The organism is Qipengyuania sp. S6317L1, assembly GCF_023015615.1.
Lineage (GTDB): Bacteria > Pseudomonadota > Alphaproteobacteria > Sphingomonadales > Sphingomonadaceae > Erythrobacter.
The window spans coordinates 135,492-150,268 of the sequence record NZ_JALKAJ010000005.1; the positions used below are offsets into that span (position 1 = coordinate 135,492).

At 60.6% G+C, this 14,777-nt stretch carries 18 protein-coding genes; 9 read left to right on the top strand and 9 right to left on the bottom strand.

The features are described 5' to 3' along the window. Window positions 1–138: 138 nt before the first annotated feature. Complete coding sequence (locus tag MWU38_RS12250) at window positions 139–516, bottom strand: DUF3597 domain-containing protein (protein ID WP_247272099.1); 378 nt, start codon at window positions 514–516, stop codon at window positions 139–141. A gap of 98 nt (window positions 517–614) precedes the next feature. Here MWU38_RS12250 and MWU38_RS12255 point away from each other — a divergent pair, with 98 nt between their 5' ends. Next, window positions 615–827, top strand: a complete 213-nt coding sequence (locus MWU38_RS12255) for a hypothetical protein (RefSeq protein WP_247272100.1) — start codon at window positions 615–617, stop codon at window positions 825–827. Between the two features lie 22 nt (window positions 828–849). Here MWU38_RS12255 and MWU38_RS12260 read toward each other — a convergent pair whose 3' ends face one another. Beyond that, window positions 850–1,533 (bottom strand): energy transducer TonB, encoded by a 684-nt coding sequence (locus MWU38_RS12260; protein ID WP_247272101.1) that lies wholly within the window; start codon window positions 1,531–1,533, stop codon window positions 850–852. Between the two features lie 429 nt (window positions 1,534–1,962). Then, on the bottom strand, window positions 1,963–2,619 hold the full coding sequence (locus tag MWU38_RS12265) for an alpha/beta hydrolase (RefSeq protein ID WP_247272102.1): 657 nt from the start codon (window positions 2,617–2,619) through the stop codon (window positions 1,963–1,965). A 122-nt stretch (window positions 2,620–2,741) separates the two neighbouring features. On the opposite strand from MWU38_RS12265, the gene MWU38_RS12270 reads away from it, so the two are divergent. From MWU38_RS12270 to MWU38_RS12280, 3 genes are read left to right on the top strand one after another with little or no spacing between them, the layout of a single operon-like run. Then, entirely contained in the window at window positions 2,742–3,731 is a 990-nt protein-coding gene (locus MWU38_RS12270; RefSeq protein WP_281494671.1) for an aminotransferase class V-fold PLP-dependent enzyme, read from the top strand. Further along, window positions 3,728–4,810, top strand: a complete 1,083-nt coding sequence (locus tag MWU38_RS12275) for a cysteine desulfurase family protein (RefSeq protein ID WP_247272103.1) — start codon at window positions 3,728–3,730, stop codon at window positions 4,808–4,810. The genes MWU38_RS12270 and MWU38_RS12275 overlap by 4 nt, the downstream gene beginning before the upstream one ends. A gap of 4 nt (window positions 4,811–4,814) precedes the next feature. Continuing rightward, window positions 4,815–5,150, top strand: coding sequence for a 2Fe-2S iron-sulfur cluster-binding protein (locus tag MWU38_RS12280; protein WP_247272104.1), 336 nt, complete (start codon window positions 4,815–4,817; stop codon window positions 5,148–5,150). 111 nt (window positions 5,151–5,261) lie between these two features. Here MWU38_RS12280 and MWU38_RS12285 read toward each other — a convergent pair whose 3' ends face one another. Further along, window positions 5,262–5,810, bottom strand: coding sequence for a type 1 glutamine amidotransferase domain-containing protein (locus MWU38_RS12285; protein ID WP_247272105.1), 549 nt, complete (start codon window positions 5,808–5,810; stop codon window positions 5,262–5,264). Window positions 5,811–6,091: 281 nt separating this feature from the next. Between MWU38_RS12285 and MWU38_RS12290 the strand changes: the two genes are divergently transcribed. From MWU38_RS12290 to parC, 5 genes are all read left to right on the top strand, one after another. Beyond that, window positions 6,092–6,199, top strand: coding sequence for an enoyl-CoA hydratase (locus MWU38_RS12290; protein WP_247272106.1), 108 nt, complete (start codon window positions 6,092–6,094; stop codon window positions 6,197–6,199). A gap of 41 nt (window positions 6,200–6,240) precedes the next feature. Continuing rightward, window positions 6,241–6,348, top strand: coding sequence for an enoyl-CoA hydratase (locus MWU38_RS12295; protein ID WP_247272107.1), 108 nt, complete (start codon window positions 6,241–6,243; stop codon window positions 6,346–6,348). A gap of 45 nt (window positions 6,349–6,393) precedes the next feature. Further along, on the top strand, window positions 6,394–6,498 hold the full coding sequence (locus MWU38_RS12300; protein ID WP_247272108.1) for an enoyl-CoA hydratase: 105 nt from the start codon (window positions 6,394–6,396) through the stop codon (window positions 6,496–6,498). Between the two features lie 148 nt (window positions 6,499–6,646). Next, window positions 6,647–8,425, top strand: coding sequence for a caspase family protein (locus MWU38_RS12305; RefSeq protein ID WP_247272109.1), 1,779 nt, complete (start codon window positions 6,647–6,649; stop codon window positions 8,423–8,425). Window positions 8,426–8,497: 72 nt separating this feature from the next. Next, the gene (gene parC, locus MWU38_RS12310; RefSeq protein ID WP_247272110.1) at window positions 8,498–10,801 is read left to right on the top strand and encodes a DNA topoisomerase IV subunit A; all 2,304 of its coding nucleotides are present in this window, start codon (window positions 8,498–8,500) and stop codon (window positions 10,799–10,801) included. A gap of 159 nt (window positions 10,802–10,960) precedes the next feature. Here parC and MWU38_RS12315 read toward each other — a convergent pair whose 3' ends face one another. From MWU38_RS12315 to MWU38_RS12335, 5 genes are all read right to left on the bottom strand, one after another. Then, the gene (locus tag MWU38_RS12315) at window positions 10,961–11,500 is read right to left on the bottom strand and encodes a hypothetical protein (RefSeq protein ID WP_247272111.1); all 540 of its coding nucleotides are present in this window, start codon (window positions 11,498–11,500) and stop codon (window positions 10,961–10,963) included. Between the two features lie 250 nt (window positions 11,501–11,750). Continuing rightward, window positions 11,751–12,929 carry a CCA tRNA nucleotidyltransferase gene (locus tag MWU38_RS12320; protein ID WP_247272112.1) on the bottom strand — a complete coding sequence of 393 codons (1,179 nt, stop codon included), beginning with the start codon at window positions 12,927–12,929 and terminating at the stop codon, window positions 11,751–11,753. Between the two features lie 67 nt (window positions 12,930–12,996). Further along, complete coding sequence (locus MWU38_RS12325) at window positions 12,997–13,587, bottom strand: CoA pyrophosphatase (protein ID WP_247272113.1); 591 nt, start codon at window positions 13,585–13,587, stop codon at window positions 12,997–12,999. Between the two features lie 3 nt (window positions 13,588–13,590). Then, entirely contained in the window at window positions 13,591–14,139 is a 549-nt protein-coding gene (locus tag MWU38_RS12330; protein WP_247272114.1) for a DUF1285 domain-containing protein, read from the bottom strand. Window positions 14,140–14,184: 45 nt separating this feature from the next. Further along, window positions 14,185–14,742 (bottom strand): N-acetyltransferase, encoded by a 558-nt coding sequence (locus tag MWU38_RS12335; RefSeq protein ID WP_247272115.1) that lies wholly within the window; start codon window positions 14,740–14,742, stop codon window positions 14,185–14,187. Window positions 14,743–14,777 lie beyond the last annotated feature (35 nt).

Sequence of the window (14,777 nt, forward strand, 5' to 3'; positions counted from 1 at the left end):
CGGGGTCAAAGTCAGGTGATGTGCGGCAAAGGCGCTAAAAGAAAACGCCGCCAGAACGGTTTTACGTTCGGACGGCGCTTCTTGATTTTCAGATTCCGGCTTCGCTCCTGAAAAAGAACGAGCGGTCGTCGCAAAAGGTCAGTCTTTCAAATGCGCAGGGACGATGCCGCCCGCTGCCGCCATCTGGTCGAGCACCGCTTTATGAAGTGCGATGTTGTCTTCGGCTGTGCCCGAATAATCGGCGTTGCCCATTTCCTGCGCGAGAGCCTTGCGATTGGCGTAGCTGGGGTCAATGCGAACAAGCTTCATCAGATCGACGATCGAGGTTTGCCAGTTGAGTTTGTCAGAGCCCGGAATGCTGGCGATGCGCGCTTCAACATCGGCATTGCTGATCGCGGCGCGCTTTGGCGGGGTGGCGGGTGCGGCGGTTGTGGGGGTTGGCGCGGCTGGTGCTGCTTTTGTTTCTTCTTCGTCGTCGCCAAAAATCGCGTTAGAAATCGAACTGAAAATACCCATAATACCCTCCATATAAGTTACACCCCTGGTGCTAGCGGTGCGCGCAGGGGTTTTCCAGCGGCTTTACAAATGATGACAAGGGGCAAATCGAAACGGACATGACCGATCTGGTTTTTTCAATCGTGATATTGGCGGCGATCCTGCTGCTGGTGGCAGCTTTCGTTTACTGGCGGCGGACCGGCGCGGTTAAACAGCCCGTGCTCATGGTGGTGCTTGCGCTGATCGCGATTGGCAATGTGCTTATCTGGACGATCCCGACCGCCGACGGGACTGCTCCTGTCGATCAGATCCAGTCGGCCGAGACGGGATAACGCCCCGGCCGATTGTTCAGGGTTACTGCGGAATGCGCCAGTTTACGACATTGGAATAGGTGCCAGCAACATTGGCCCCGCTTGCATCCTTTGCCGGAGTGAAGACGGCGCGCGATGTGATCAACTGACACGTGGCACGGTCAAGCGCGGTGTATCCGGTTGAGCCTGTCACCGTGCAGTCCGTGACCTTGCCGCTCGCGCTGATCTTGAGCGAAAAGCGCGCGTTGCCTTCATACCCGCGCCGGATCCAGCTTGTGCGATAATCGGAAGTCTTGATCCAGTTGCCCGGATTGCCGCGCGGCGCCGCAGCGACGGGATCGAAGGTGGGCGCGGGCTGTGGGACTGTGGGAAGTTCAACCGGGCCAAGGCGAGCGCCCCAATCCTCGCTCAGCGTTCCGCCCGTCGGCAGCGTGCCTGGCCCTGTCAAAGTGATCACGGGGTCTGGCGCTGGGGCCGGGCGAAGCGGATCGGGTTGCGGGATCGGATTGGTCTTGGTGTCTGTCTCGACGGTTTTGTCGGGCTCGATGATCTCAGGGGTGATCACCACGTCAGGAATGTCGCTGGCCCTTGGGTTAGGGACTTCGGGCGCAATGACGATCTTGACGGCGAGGCCGGCGACAAGAACCGCACCGACGGTTGCAGGGACGCCCAGAGCGCCGACAACGGCGAGGGGGTTGGGGCGGTTTGCGGTGGTCGCGTAATTCATGAATCTTCTCCTCTCATGATTTGCGATGAGTGGAGCGTCTCACGAGTTGTTGCGAGTGACAAGCAATATCGAGTTGCAATTGGCGACGGGTCGCAGGCTGCAACGTATTAAAATTGCGTGAGATTATTCTTTTTGCGCACCCGCATCCGCGAGCGCATCCTCGGTGAGTCTTTGTTTTTCGCACGCCCATCCGGGCGCGCATCCTCGCTAGACGGGCAGGCAAGCTGCCCCCGCTGCGGGCGGGCAGTCGCCCTTGCGACGCCGCGGCGTCGTCCCAGCTCACTATGGCTAGGGCATCGCGGAGCACGGTCGCGGCAGCGACCGCAAGCACGACCGTGCGCCCGCAAGTGCCCCGCATTGAGCGGAGCGAAAGGAGGGAATAGCACCGAGGATGCTCGCCCGGATGGGCGAGCGTAGCCACAAACTATCTTATTTGATTGGACAATCCGGCGACAGGCGGAAGTCGAGGTAGTTGTCGACGCTTGCCATCATGTCTTCCATTTCGTTTTCGAAGAAATGGTTGGCGCGAGGGATTTCGTCATGGTGGATCGTGATGTGCTTTTGCGTGCGCAGCTTGTCGACGAGCTTCTGCACGGCGCTTGGCTGAACCACGGTGTCAGCCGCGCCTTGCACGAAGATGCCCGAGGCCGGGCACGGCGCAAGGAAGCTGAAGTCATACATGTTCGCAGGCGGCGCAACCGAGATAAAGCCGCGCACTTCCGGGCGCCGCATCAGCAGCTGCATGCCGATGAGCGCGCCGAAGGAATAGCCCGCAACCCAGGTTTGCTGCGCCTCGGGGTGGATCGATTGCACCCAGTCGAGCGCGCTAGCCGCATCGGAAAGCTCGCCAATGCCGTTGTCGAAGGAGCCCTGGCTGCGGCCCACGCCGCGAAAGTTGAAGCGAAGCGTTGCAAAGCCGCGATCAACAAAGGTCTGATAGAGCCGTTGAACGATCCGGTCATTCATCGTGCCGCCGCCTTCGGGGTGCGGATGCAGGATCATTGCAACGGGTGCGCGCGGGCGTGGTGGCGGGGAAAAACGACCTTCGAGACGGCCCTCTGGACCGGGAAAGATGACGGATGGCATCAAATGACCTTTGTGAAATGGGTTGCGCTGTTACACCGGCTGGTGTCCGCTGGTGCTCCCCCTATATAAGCACTTGCAGGAATGTGCAATTTTTTAAGAATCGTTCTCAATAAGGGCTATCATTGACCGACCGAGTGTATCTTGATCACGCCGCCACAACCCCGCTGCGCCCTGAGGCGAAGGCCGCGATGGAGGAGGGCTTTGCGCTGTGGGCCAACCCGTCGAGCCCGCATGGCGAAGGGCGCAAGGCCAAGAACGCGCTCGAAGACGCGCGCGCCCGGATCAAGGCGGCATGCGAATGGGACGGCGAGGTGATCTTCACCTCCGGCGCGAGCGAGGCCCTGTGGATTGCTCTTAACCGAGCCAAGGCCACGCGCCGAATCGTCAGCGCGGTTGAGCATGATGCGGTCTTTCGCGCTGCGCCTGATGCGGAGATTTCGAGCGATGAAAGCACGTTCGATGCGTCGACTATCCTTGCGGTTCAGCACGTCAATTCTGAGACCGGTGTAATCAATCCCGTTGGGGCGATGGCGGAAGCTCTGGGGCCAACGGGTGCAGTCCTGCTTTCCGATTGCTCGCAGTCGGCGGGCAAGCTGAAACTACCCAAGGCCGATATGCTGGTCGTCTCCGCGCACAAGCTGGGCGGCCCCATCGGGATTGGCGCGCTTCTGGTGCGCGACTGGAACCTGCTTGAGCCCACAGGAGGCCACGAGCGCGGCTATCGTCAGGGGACCGAGAATATGCCCGGCGCGCTAGGCTTTGCGAGCGCGCTTGAGGCGGGCGAGTGGGCGACCACTGCAGAGGAGCGCTCCGGATTTGCGAGCGCACTTGGCGAGGCCAAACTGACCTTTGGCGATCAAACCGACTACATCTTCGCCCTCGCACACCCCACTATGAGCGCGCAAGCTCTCCTCATTCGCCTCGATGCGATGGGGATAGCCGTATCGGCTGGCAGCGCGTGTTCTTCGGGGACGCTTAAAAAGAGCCGTGTGCTCGATGCTTTTGGGGTGAGCGATGAGGTCGCCGCACGCACCATTCGCGTGAGCCTTGGCTGGAACACGACCACGGCGGATCTGGACCGTTTCATCGAAGCTTGGAAGTCTCTCACATGATCTATCTCGACAACCAGGCCACCACGCCGCTTGCGCCCGAAGCGCGCGATGCGATGATCCGCTGGCTCGACGGGCCCGATGGCTCGGGGTTCGGCAATCCGCACTCACCGCACAAGCTTGGCCGTCAGGCAGCCGCTGCGGTCGAGGCGGCGCGCGATCATGTGGCGGCGCTGTTCCCGGCGGGCGGCACAGTGATTTTCACGAGCGGCGCGACCGAGGCGCTGAACCTCGCCATTCGCGGGACGGGTGGGAAAGGCAGCGTTGCCTTCTCCGCAATCGAGCACTCGGCGGTGGGTGATACCGCGAAGGATGCTGGTCCGCACAAGGTGCTCCGCGTCGATAGCGACGGGATCTGTGATCCGGAGCAGGATATCGACGGCGCTGTGCGCCTGTTCGCGGTGATGCAGGTGAACAATGAGATCGGCACGATCCAGCCCACGCGCGACTGGCACGAACGCGCAAAGCAGGAAAACGCGCTGTTCCTGATCGATGCGGTTCAGGCTTACGGGAAGATGCCGGTTGCGGGCGCGGATATGCTCGCCGTGTCGGCGCATAAGCTGAACGGTCCCAAGGGCGTTGGCGCTTTGTGGGTGCGCGACGGGGTAAAGCTTCGCGAGGTGCAGACCGGCGGCGGGCAGGAACACGGCCTTCGCTCCGGCACTTTGTCGCCTGCGCTCATTGCCGGTTTTGGCGCAGCGGCCAAACTTGCCAGAGAACGCATGGAAGAGGACGCCGCCCACGCAGAGGCGCTGTGGACCAGAGCACGCGAACATTTTGACGGCTGGACCCTCAACGGAAGCGACGCATCGCGCTGGTATGGCAATATGAATATCAGGCGCGACGGCCTCGATGTGGCGCGCCTCATGTCGGATTGCCGCAGCGTCATGTTCTCCGCCGGAAGCGCGTGCGCGAGCGGCTCTGGTCGGCCCAGCCACGTGCTCAAGGCCATCGGGCTAAGCGATGAACAAGCGAAAAGCTCGATCCGGCTCGGGTGGGGGCGCTACACCACGCTTGACCAGATCGACGAGGCAGCCAAGGCCATTCTCGAGGCGGCAAAAGATCAGGAGCTTTGGGGGTAATCTCATGACCATCACAGTGAATTTCATCGACCCCAAGGGGAATGCCAATACCGCTGATGGTGAGGCGGGCGACAATCTGCTCAAGGTGGGACAGGCAGCGGGCCTCCCGCTAGAGGGGACGTGCGAGGGGCAAATGGCGTGCTCGACCTGTCATGTGATCGTGGCCGCCGAATGGTTCGATAAACTGCCCGAGGCGTCCGAAGAGGAAGAGGACATGCTCGATTTTGCCGCAGGGGCGCGGCGCACATCGCGCCTTTCCTGCCAGATCGACCTGACCGATGAGCTCGACGGGCTCACCGTGACTGTCCCGGGCGAAAGCCACGACGCACGCGGGCTCTAAGGCGCGCGGGCTCTAGGGTGCGCGGGCTCTAGGGCGCGCGGAACCCAGACGCGAAAAACCCCGCGACGCTGTTGCAGCGCGGCGGGGTCTTCGGGGATATCTTGTGCGCGATCATACGTTTTCGGGCACTTGGTCGGCCGAAATCTCGACCGCGTCGATCAGCGCCTCGGTAAAGGCGGGGATATCGTCGGGGTTACGGCTGGTGATGAGATGACCATCGACCGCAACTTCGCGATCAATCACTTCGCCGCCGGCGTTCTTCAAATCGGTGCGCACTGACGGCCATGCGGTGACAACCCTGCCATCGACCAAGCCCGCTTCGATCAGCAGCCATGGTGCGTGACAGATCGCGGCAATCGGCTTGCCTTGCTTGTCGAAGGCTTTGATCAGATCAATGACCGTATCGTTCATACGCAGAATGTCGGGGTTCATTTGACCGCCGGGAAGAAGAAGCGCGTCGAAATCGTCAGCGCTTACATTGTCGACAGTCGCCTCGACCTGCACGCTGTTGCCCCAGTCGCCGTTTTCCCAGCCCTTGATCGTGCCGTTCTCAAGGCTTGCGACGAGCGTCTTTGCTCCGGCTTCCTCGAGCAACTTCTTGGGCTGTTCCAGCTCTGATTGTTCAAATCCGTTGGTTGCGATGATGAGAATGCTTTTCATGTCTCAGATGCTCCTTTTGTTTTGTGTCTTCACCCTTGGAAAGAGATGAGCCGCCGGTTCGTTCCAAACTTCGCGAAAGAGTCCAGAAACGGCGATCCCAACAGTTGGGAATATGAACCAATGTTCAGGATTGTCACGAAATGCAAAGGAATTGCCGGGGCGCGAAAACCGCAGAATTCCACCGTTTTTCGAGTTTGGCACGGGAGGTGCAAAGCAGTTGGCATGCAGCGGAAACAACCCGCAAACAGTTTAAGTAACCTTTTCAAACGGAGATACGAACCATGACCAACATCGCACACAACTTCGCCGCAGCCGCTTTCTCGATCGTGATTTCAGCAAGCCTCTTCGCTTACGCAATCGTGCCAGCAAGCCCCGCTGCTTTCGCTTGATCCGAACCGACACACCAACCCAACTTTTAAGGAATTTCAAAATGACCATCGCCGCCAACAACGTCATCGCCGCAGCCTTCAGCCTCGTCGTTTCAGCTGCCCTTTTCTCTTACGCTATCCTCCCTGCCAGCCCACAGCTTCTCGCCTAAGCTGGCCGGTCCGAGGAAAGCGCCACTCCTTCAAGGACCCACATCATGACCCGCACAAACAATCTCTTCGCTCTCGCCTTGTCCATCATCACCAGCACCACGCTTTTTGCCTACGCTATTCTCCCCGCAAGCTCGGGCATCATCGCGTGAAACCCCGCTAACTCCCCCCAAGTTAGCAGTCGCCCCAAGGGCGCATCGGCTTCTCCCCCCAATCGGCCGGTGCGCCCTTTTTGGTATGCTTTAAGGTATGCAAACGCGCTGGCTCCTCTCGGCTTGAAAACCGTGTTAGGCTGACCCCATGCTGAGTCAGATCAAGACCTGGGCCGTTTGTGCAGCGCTCGCCGTTTTTGCCATTTTCCCTGCCGCCGCGAATGCACAAGGAAAATACGCGCTTCTCATCGGCAATTCCGAATATGAACAACGCGGTGAGGGCAAGTCGTGGACCACGCTTCCCAACCCGGCCAACGATATCGCGCTCGTCGGCAGATCGCTCGACGCCATCGGTTTTGAAGTCACCAGCCTTGAAAACGGCGATTGGCGCGAGATGCGCGATACGATCCGCGATTTCAGCAATTCCATCGGTGATGCGGATATTGTCGTGTTTTACTTCGCCGGCCACGGGTTCGAATATAGCCGGCGCAATTACCTTGTCCCGGTCGATGCGAGCCTTGAGGCAAGCTTCGATACGATCGATCAGACATTCATCGAATTCGAGGGTCTGGCAGAGCGGCTTTATAACGAGGGCACGACCATCTTCATGCTCGATGCGTGCCGCACCGGCGGAGAGATTACCCCGACCGGCGCAAATGGCGGCGCTGTCACAAGAAGCGCGCCTGCGCCTGTCATCATTGAGCCCGCGACCCGTCAGGCGGCATCAGGGGGCATGCGCGAGTTCGATTTCGAACCCGGTGCGCGCGTCGGGGTTCTCTATTCAACCGGACGCGGTGTGCCCGCCTACGATTCCGCGCCGCCGCCGGAAAATGTGAGCCCGTTTGCGGTCGAGGTTGCCGAAAAAGTGACCGTTCCGCGCATGGATGTGAGCATCGTGTTCAACGCCATTCGCGACGGTGTCTTGCAGCGCACCGAAGGGTTCTGGCCGATGCAAGTGCCATTCACCTACAACTCGCTGTCGCCAAACACATTCTTTACGCTGGAGCCTGCGGTCTTCGATGACAGCCCATCGCTTGGGGGCGCTTCGACGAGCACTCAGCCAGAACTTCGCCCGATTGACCTTTCGCTTGAGGAGCTTGGCCGGATTGACGAACCGATCCTGATCATGCGCGTTCTGGCCGAGCGCAGCGTTGCCGATATCGAGGCGTTGGTCGCCAATCGCGATCCGCTCGCGACCTATATCCTTGGTTATATGCAGCATTTCGGGCTTGGCGTTGCAAAGGACCTTGCCGCTGCCCGCACAACCCTGGAAAAAGCGGCGTCTTATGGAACGCCCTACGGACAGCTTGAGCTTGCCTATTTCCTGCGCGTCAATGCTCGGGATGAAGGGGACAAGGCGCGCTCGCTTGAACTTTATAAAGCCGCCGCCGAGCAGGATTACGCCAAGGCGAGGGGGCATTATTCGCGGGTTCTGATTGGCGCAGCGCAGCATACCGGAACACCCGAATATGTCGAAGGCGTGCGCCAGCAACGCCTCGCGGCTGAGGCTGGATATGCCTATGCCTATTACGGCCTTTTCTATGCTGTGCCCGATGAGGCCGAGGAGTTCATCGACGCGCTTGAGAAGATGGCGCAAGTCGGGCGCAGCGATGCCGATCAGCAATTGTGCAACATCTTCGTTCGTGAACAGCGGTTTACCGATGCAGTGCCGCATTGCGAGGTGGCGGCCAATGCGGGCTATCCCGATGCCTTTGCGCAACTGGCCCTTGCCGCAGAGCAGGGGTGGAGCGCGCCGCGATCGGTGGATGATGCGCGGTTCTGGATGCGCCAGGCTCTGTCGCGCGGCGATCTGGAGGCGGGCCTGTGTGGGCAGATGATTTCAATGCAAATTGCGCTGGAATATGAGACCGGGACAAAGGGCGCTGCCCGGATCGAAAACTGCAACCGGTCCGCCACCGCTCTTTAAGGGGGCCAATTTGCGCTTTTCCCTGTGGAAATGCCTCTCCCCGTAGGCCCCTCGGCTTGCTAAACGTGGGTCATGGCTGACCCCACGACCCCTGTCGCTTCTGGTGACGACAAAGATCCGTTCGACACGATTGTCGATGCGCCTTTCGATGCCGCCCTGTCGGAGCGGTATCTTGTCTATGCGCTTTCGACGATCACTGCGCGTTCGTTGCCCGACCTTCGCGACGGGTTGAAGCCGGTTCACAGGCGCCTTCTCTGGACCATGCGCCAGCTGAAATTGTCGCCCGACAGCACTTTCAAGAAATCTGCCCGCGTCGTGGGTGAGGTGATCGGTAAATACCACCCTCACGGCGATACTGCCGCGTATGACGCGATGGTTCGCTTGGCTCAGGATTTCTCGCTGCGCTATCCGCTGGTCGAGGGGCAGGGCAATTTTGGCAATATCGACGGCGATAATGCCGCCGCCTATCGCTACACCGAAGCGCGCCTGACCAAGACCGCAATCCAGTTGATGGAAGGGCTGGATGCAGGGACCGTCGACTTCATCCCGACCTATAATGGCGAGGAAGAAGAGCCGGAGTTGATGCCGGGCCTCTTCCCCAATCTTCTTGCCAATGGGGCAAGCGGGATTGCGGTGGGCATGGCGACCAACATCCCCAGTCACAACGTTGCCGAGGTGATTGATGCAACGCTTGAGCTCATCGACAACCCGCATGTCGAGCATGAGCGTTTGATGGAGATGATGCAGGGGCCCGACTTTGCAACCGGCGGGCAATTGGTGGACAGCGCCAATGTGATTTCGGAGGCCTATCGCACGGGTCGCGGCAGCTTCCGCCTGCGCGGTGTTTTCCACGCGCCAGAGGCCGAGAGCGCCGAGGATCAGAAACTCGGCATCGAACGTCTTGGCGGGGGGCAATGGCAGCTTGTCATCACCGAAATCCCCTATCAGGTGCAAAAGGGCAAGCTGATCGAACAGATCGCGCAAGCCATTGCCGACAAGAAGCTCCCCATCCTCGACGATGTGCGCGATGAAAGTGACGAGAGCATCCGCATCGTGCTGGTCCCGAGGACCCGCAACGTCGATCCTGAGCTTCTCAAGGAAAGCATTTTCAAGCTGACGGACATGGAGACGCGCTTCGGGCTCAACATGAACGTGCTCGATGCGACCCGCACACCGATGGTGATGGGACTGAAAGAGCTGCTTCAGAACTGGACCGCGGCGCAGATTGAGATCTTGCAACGCCGCACACAGCACCGCCTGGACCAGATCGCGCGGCGCCTGGAATTGGTCGAAGGCTACATCACCGCCTTCCTCAACCTTGATCGCGTGATCGAGATCATTCGTTACGAGGATGAGCCCAAGCAGGTGATGATGGCCGAGTTCAAGCTCACCGACCGTCAGGCCGAAGCGATCCTCAACATGCGCCTGCGCTCTTTGCGCAAGCTTGAGGAAATGGAACTGCGCACCGAGAAGGACACTCTTCTCAAAGAGCAGGATGAACTCACCAAGCTTCTCGAAAGCCCCGCTCGCCAACGCACGCGCCTCAAGAAAGACCTTCGTGCAATCCGCAAGGATTACGCCGAGGACACTGCACTGGGTGCGCGCCGCACGCGGATCGAGGAAGCAGCGCCTGCGGTCGAGTTTTCGATGGACGCAATGATCGAGAAAGAGCCGGTGACCGTGATCTTGAGCCATAAAGGCTGGATCAGAGCGGCCAAGGGCCACGTCGATCTGGGTCAGGAGTTCAAATACAAGGAGGGCGACGCGCTCGCTTTCATTCTCCACGCGCAGACGACGGACAAGCTGCTGATCGCAGGGAGTGACGGGCGGTTCTACACGCTAGGGTGCGACAAGCTCCCCGGCGCACGCGGGTTCGGGGAGCCAGTGCGCACCATGATCGACCTGCCAGCGGAAACCAGCATTGCCGCAATGATGGTGCACAAACCCGGTGGTCGCCTGCTGCTCGCATCCTCTAACGGCAAGGGCTTTATCGCCGAAACCAAGGAGCTGATCGCGGAGACGAAGAAGGGCAAGCAGGTGGTGAACCTCAAAGGGAGCGCCAAGCTGCAAGTCATCCATGAAATTCCCGAGGGCCACGATCACGTCGCGGCTGTAGGGGAAAACCGCAAGCTTATCGTCTTCAACATGGAAGAAATGCCGGTGATGGCGCGCGGGCAGGGTGTGATGCTGCAACGCTATCGCGATGGCGGTCTGTCGGATGCGACCACCTTCAAGCTGGAAGATGGGCTGAGCTGGCAGATGGGCGGATCGGGTGAGCGCACCCGGACCGAAAACGAAATCTGGCAATGGAAAGTCGCGCGCGGCGCGGCAGGGCGGCTCCCGCCACAAGGTTTCCCGAAGGACAATAGATTCTAGCCTTTCGCACGCCCATCCGGGCGCGGGTGGGCTCTGCCCGTCTTCGACTCCCTTGCTAGACGGCCTCCACCACCCAAACAAAAGCCGCGGCCACCATCCCCGGTGACCGCGGCCCTATGAAGACCCTCTCGCAAGAGGGACTTGCAGTATTGTCGTGGCTTAGCCGCCTTGAACGGCTGCCATGATGTCAGCCAGGTTCGCGCGAGCAACAAGCGCGTCGTTTGCATCAAGTGCAAAGAAGTTGCGAGGCAGCGTCACAAGGCCCACTTCGTCGTTTTCGACGACCACGTTGGCATCCATCAGCTCGCTGATCGTGCCCAGCGGCTGGGCATCGGCGGTGATGACAGGGGTGCCGACCGCGATTGCCGCGTCGAGTTTCGCAGCCGCTTCCGCTTCTGCTGCGGCTTGTGCTTGGGCTGCCGCTTCGGCTTGTGCAACCTGCTGGTCCATCATGCCGTCGATCTGTGCCTTGGTCGCATTTACGGTCCACTTGCCTTCGCGCTCAGCCAGAAGATTGGCGGGCAGCGGGGCTTGGTGCTTGCCGGTGTTGACGACAACAGTGGTGCCATCGTTGCTTTCCACGGTACCGACCGCAGCATCGTCATTGCCATAAACAGTGGCGCCGGTGTCTTGTGCGTTTGCAGCCATAGGGGTTGCTGCGAAAACAGTGGCGAGAAGGGCCATCTTTGCAAACTTCATATCTCAAATGTCTCCAATTTCTTCCAGTCCAGAGGGGCCACCACCGCGGCGTTCGACAGTGCGTGCCAAATCGTTCAATGCACATCGCGCGTTTGGCGCAGACGTGCAGATCAACTGCATTGAGGCGCGCACCTTGAATCAATGCCTCGATTGCGAGGAGGTTCCCTAAGAGGTGAGGGCGTGCGTTACAACCCGGTCACCTGCTCATCTTTGTAGTCTATCGCTCGTGAAGCTCGCCTTAACGTAAGCGTCAGGCTTGATTGAGGAGGGTGTCGAGGATCTCGACAACTCTCGATTGGGGCGGGAAACCCTCTTCCACCCATTGGCGTTCGGTCGCTTGAAGGATGCGCGCAACCTGCGGTCCGGCGGCAACGCCGCGCGCGACAATCTCACCGCCTTTCAGCGGGAAGATGGGCGGTGTCCAATCGGTGAGCACCGCCGTATCTGCGCCCAAAAGAAGCAGGCGGTCCACCGCGAAAGGCTCGCCTATCCGGTAGGCGAGCGCCTTGGCATTTTCGCTATCGGCGGCCAGCCTCTCGGCGGCCGATACCAGACGCGCGCGCTGCGCCCTGGACAACCTCAGCCGCGCTGCGACCCCTTCGGCGACGTCGGGCGAGGGGGGCAGGAGTGCGGCGAGGCGACGCACCGGATCGGGCGCGACGCCCTGATCGGCCTCATGCGCGAGAAGGGTTTGCAGCGCCTTGATGTGCGCAGCGCAGGCCTCTGGTACAATGATACGAAGGACGCCGCGTTCAAACATGCGCGCGACGGTCGCACCGGGCGCGGGCAGGGCGAGGAGGCGCAGCAGTTCATCAGCCACCCGCTCTCGGCTGAGCCCCTTGAGAGTGGCTGCCATGTCTGCGCAGGCCTCTTCCGCTTCGCCATCGAGCATCGCGCCAAAGCGCGCCTGAAAGCGGTAATATCGCAGGATCCGCAGGTGGTCTTCGGCGATGCGTTCGCGCGCGTCACCGATAAAGCGCACGCGGCGCGCCTCAAGGTCTTCGAGCCCGCCGAAATAGTCGCTGATCTCCAGCGTGTCGGGGTGGGCATAAAGCGCGTTGATGGTGAAATCGCGCCGGGCGGCATCGTCCTGCCAGTCGGTGGCGAATGCAACCGTGGCGCGCCTGCCATCGGTGGCAACGTCGAGGCGCAAGGTGGTCACCTCTACCACCCCGTCTTCGAGCACGGCGGTCACGGTGCCGTGGTCAATGCCGGTGGGGACGGTGCGGATGCCGGCGCTCGCGCATTTGTCGATCACGACATCGGGCGTGAGCGTGGTGGCGCAGTCTATATCGTGCACATCCGCGCCCAGAAGTGTGTCTCGCACCGCGCCGCCGACCCAGCGGATATTCTCCGCGCCCAACGCCCTGGTCAGGAGTGCAAGGCCTTCGCGTCGGGGCCAATCGGCAGAGTGGAGTGCGTTGTTCACAGCGCCATGTCGCTAAACAGAAAAACCGGACTTGGACAAGCTCATGACGAGCGCAATGGTATATTTGTCATGCCCAATCAATGCGCCGTGCAAGGTTGGCAATGATAGCCGCAGTGACCCCCCAAATGCGAAAACCCTCATAGTCCATTTCGAGGTAGCGACGCATTTTCCCCTTCCAGAAAATCTCCTGCATCGTCCAATTGTCGGAATCGAGCAGCAGCGACAGGGGAGGTTCAAACCATGCTTCGACCTCGCCGGGGTTGGGGACGAGCGGCAGGTCGGGCGGCACCACGGCGAGCACCGGGGTCACATCGAACCCCGTGCCGGTGGTGTAAAGATCGCTTGCGCCGATAACGCGGGCGCAATCGCGGGGCAGGGCAAGCTCTTCCTCGGCTTCGCGAAGGGCAGCGGTCACGGCATCTTCGCCCGGATCGCATTTGCCGCCGGGAAAGGCGACCTGCCCCGGGTGATCGCGCATATCGCGCGGACGCTGGGTCAGGATGATGCCGGGCTCAGGCCGGTCGGTGACAGCAATCAGGACAGCGGCCGGTGTGTGCACATCACCACTTGCCAGATTGGCATCGTTCAGAAGCTGATCGGACAGGTCCTTGGCATGACCCTCTTCAAAGAGGCCGCTGAGTTTCTGATAAAGGTCCAAAACCTATTCCAACAGTGAAAACAGCGCGCCCTGGCTTGAGACAATCCAGTCATCACCGCCGGTCTCGATCGCGATTTCGGCCAACTGGGTATAGGTCGAGCGGTTCAAACGCGCCTCGCACCCGCGCCGAACGTGCAGATAGATCGACGGCGTTTCCGGATCGCCTGCCACGCGCAAGGGATTGTCGGGCCCGGCGACAACGAGTTCATCGGTGTTGATGCGAAAGGCGAGATCGCCGTCCTTGGACACGCAGTCGACCGCAATGAAAGGGGCGTCCTCGACCTCGATGGATTGTTTTTCAAACGGGGTGACAAGCCAGTGCTGGCCTTCGTCGTCGCGGGTCAACAGCCCGGCAAAAGCGCGCACCATCGCCTGACGGCGAATGGGGTCGCCCTTGTGATACCATGTCCCATCCTCGGCAATGCGCATGAAGCTGTCACCACTCGATTGGGGGTCCCATTGTTCAACCGGCGGAAGTTTGCGCTGTGCCACAGCTTGCGCGATTTGCGCGAGGGAGAGTTCGGCGAGATAGGGTGGGGGTTCATAAGGCATATCAGGCAATTCGATGCCAGATACGCGGGTCTTAGTGAAGAGGTTTCAAACTTCCCAAGGCCCCAATATGCCCTCGGCCGGCATTTGCGACAGGGCAGGGCCACGCGCAAGAAGGCGCGCCTGATCGTAAGGGCCAGGGCATTGCCAGCCGCCGGTTGCCGCCGCGCTAAAGCCCCAGCGCCCATAATATGCCTCATCCCCGATCAACACCTGGGGAAAGACGGGCGAGCCTTCGCCAGCCATGCGCGCCTCGGCATCCAGCATCGCCGCCATCAACCCTTGGCCAAAACCTTCGCTTTGGCGTTCCGGCACCACGGCTACAGGCCCAACCATGACGAGGGGCACGCGGCGCGCTTCGTCCTTGCCGGTTTTCCTTGGAAGCAGGCCAATGGGATAGCACTGGATCGTGCCGACCAGCATATCTTCGCTATCGAGCGCGGCAAATGAGAGAGCATCAAGCCAATCCATGCCTTCGCGGATGCGATAGGCGGTGCGCGCCGCGCGGTCTTCGCCAAAGGCACGGTCAAGCAATTGCTCGACCATAGCGGGCGGGACCGCAGAAAGCGGGATCAGGGTTGCTGTATCGGGCGAACTGTCTGCCATTGCGCCTCGCGCGCTAGGCGCAATTCGCCCGTTTG

What these genes read in the sequence shown, in the direction of transcription:
- MWU38_RS12250 (WP_247272099.1), bottom strand. Translation starts at nt 516, where the DNA reads ATGGGTATTTTCAGTTCGATTTCTAACGCGATTTTTGGCGACGACGAA.
- MWU38_RS12255 (WP_247272100.1), top strand. Translation starts at nt 615, where the DNA reads ATGACCGATCTGGTTTTTTCAATCGTGATATTGGCGGCGATCCTGCTG.
- MWU38_RS12260 (WP_247272101.1), bottom strand. Translation starts at nt 1,533, where the DNA reads ATGAATTACGCGACCACCGCAAACCGCCCCAACCCCCTCGCCGTTGTC.
- MWU38_RS12265 (WP_247272102.1), bottom strand. Translation starts at nt 2,619, where the DNA reads ATGCCATCCGTCATCTTTCCCGGTCCAGAGGGCCGTCTCGAAGGTCGT.
- MWU38_RS12275 (WP_247272103.1), top strand. Translation starts at nt 3,728, where the DNA reads ATGATCTATCTCGACAACCAGGCCACCACGCCGCTTGCGCCCGAAGCG.
- MWU38_RS12280 (WP_247272104.1), top strand. Translation starts at nt 4,815, where the DNA reads ATGACCATCACAGTGAATTTCATCGACCCCAAGGGGAATGCCAATACC.
- MWU38_RS12285 (WP_247272105.1), bottom strand. Translation starts at nt 5,810, where the DNA reads ATGAAAAGCATTCTCATCATCGCAACCAACGGATTTGAACAATCAGAG.
- MWU38_RS12290 (WP_247272106.1), top strand. Translation starts at nt 6,092, where the DNA reads ATGACCAACATCGCACACAACTTCGCCGCAGCCGCTTTCTCGATCGTG.
- MWU38_RS12295 (WP_247272107.1), top strand. Translation starts at nt 6,241, where the DNA reads ATGACCATCGCCGCCAACAACGTCATCGCCGCAGCCTTCAGCCTCGTC.
- MWU38_RS12300 (WP_247272108.1), top strand. Translation starts at nt 6,394, where the DNA reads ATGACCCGCACAAACAATCTCTTCGCTCTCGCCTTGTCCATCATCACC.
- MWU38_RS12305 (WP_247272109.1), top strand. Translation starts at nt 6,647, where the DNA reads ATGCTGAGTCAGATCAAGACCTGGGCCGTTTGTGCAGCGCTCGCCGTT.
- parC (WP_247272110.1), top strand. Translation starts at nt 8,498, where the DNA reads ATGGCTGACCCCACGACCCCTGTCGCTTCTGGTGACGACAAAGATCCG.
- MWU38_RS12315 (WP_247272111.1), bottom strand. Translation starts at nt 11,500, where the DNA reads ATGAAGTTTGCAAAGATGGCCCTTCTCGCCACTGTTTTCGCAGCAACC.
- MWU38_RS12330 (WP_247272114.1), bottom strand. Translation starts at nt 14,139, where the DNA reads ATGCCTTATGAACCCCCACCCTATCTCGCCGAACTCTCCCTCGCGCAA.
- MWU38_RS12335 (WP_247272115.1), bottom strand. Translation starts at nt 14,742, where the DNA reads ATGGCAGACAGTTCGCCCGATACAGCAACCCTGATCCCGCTTTCTGCG.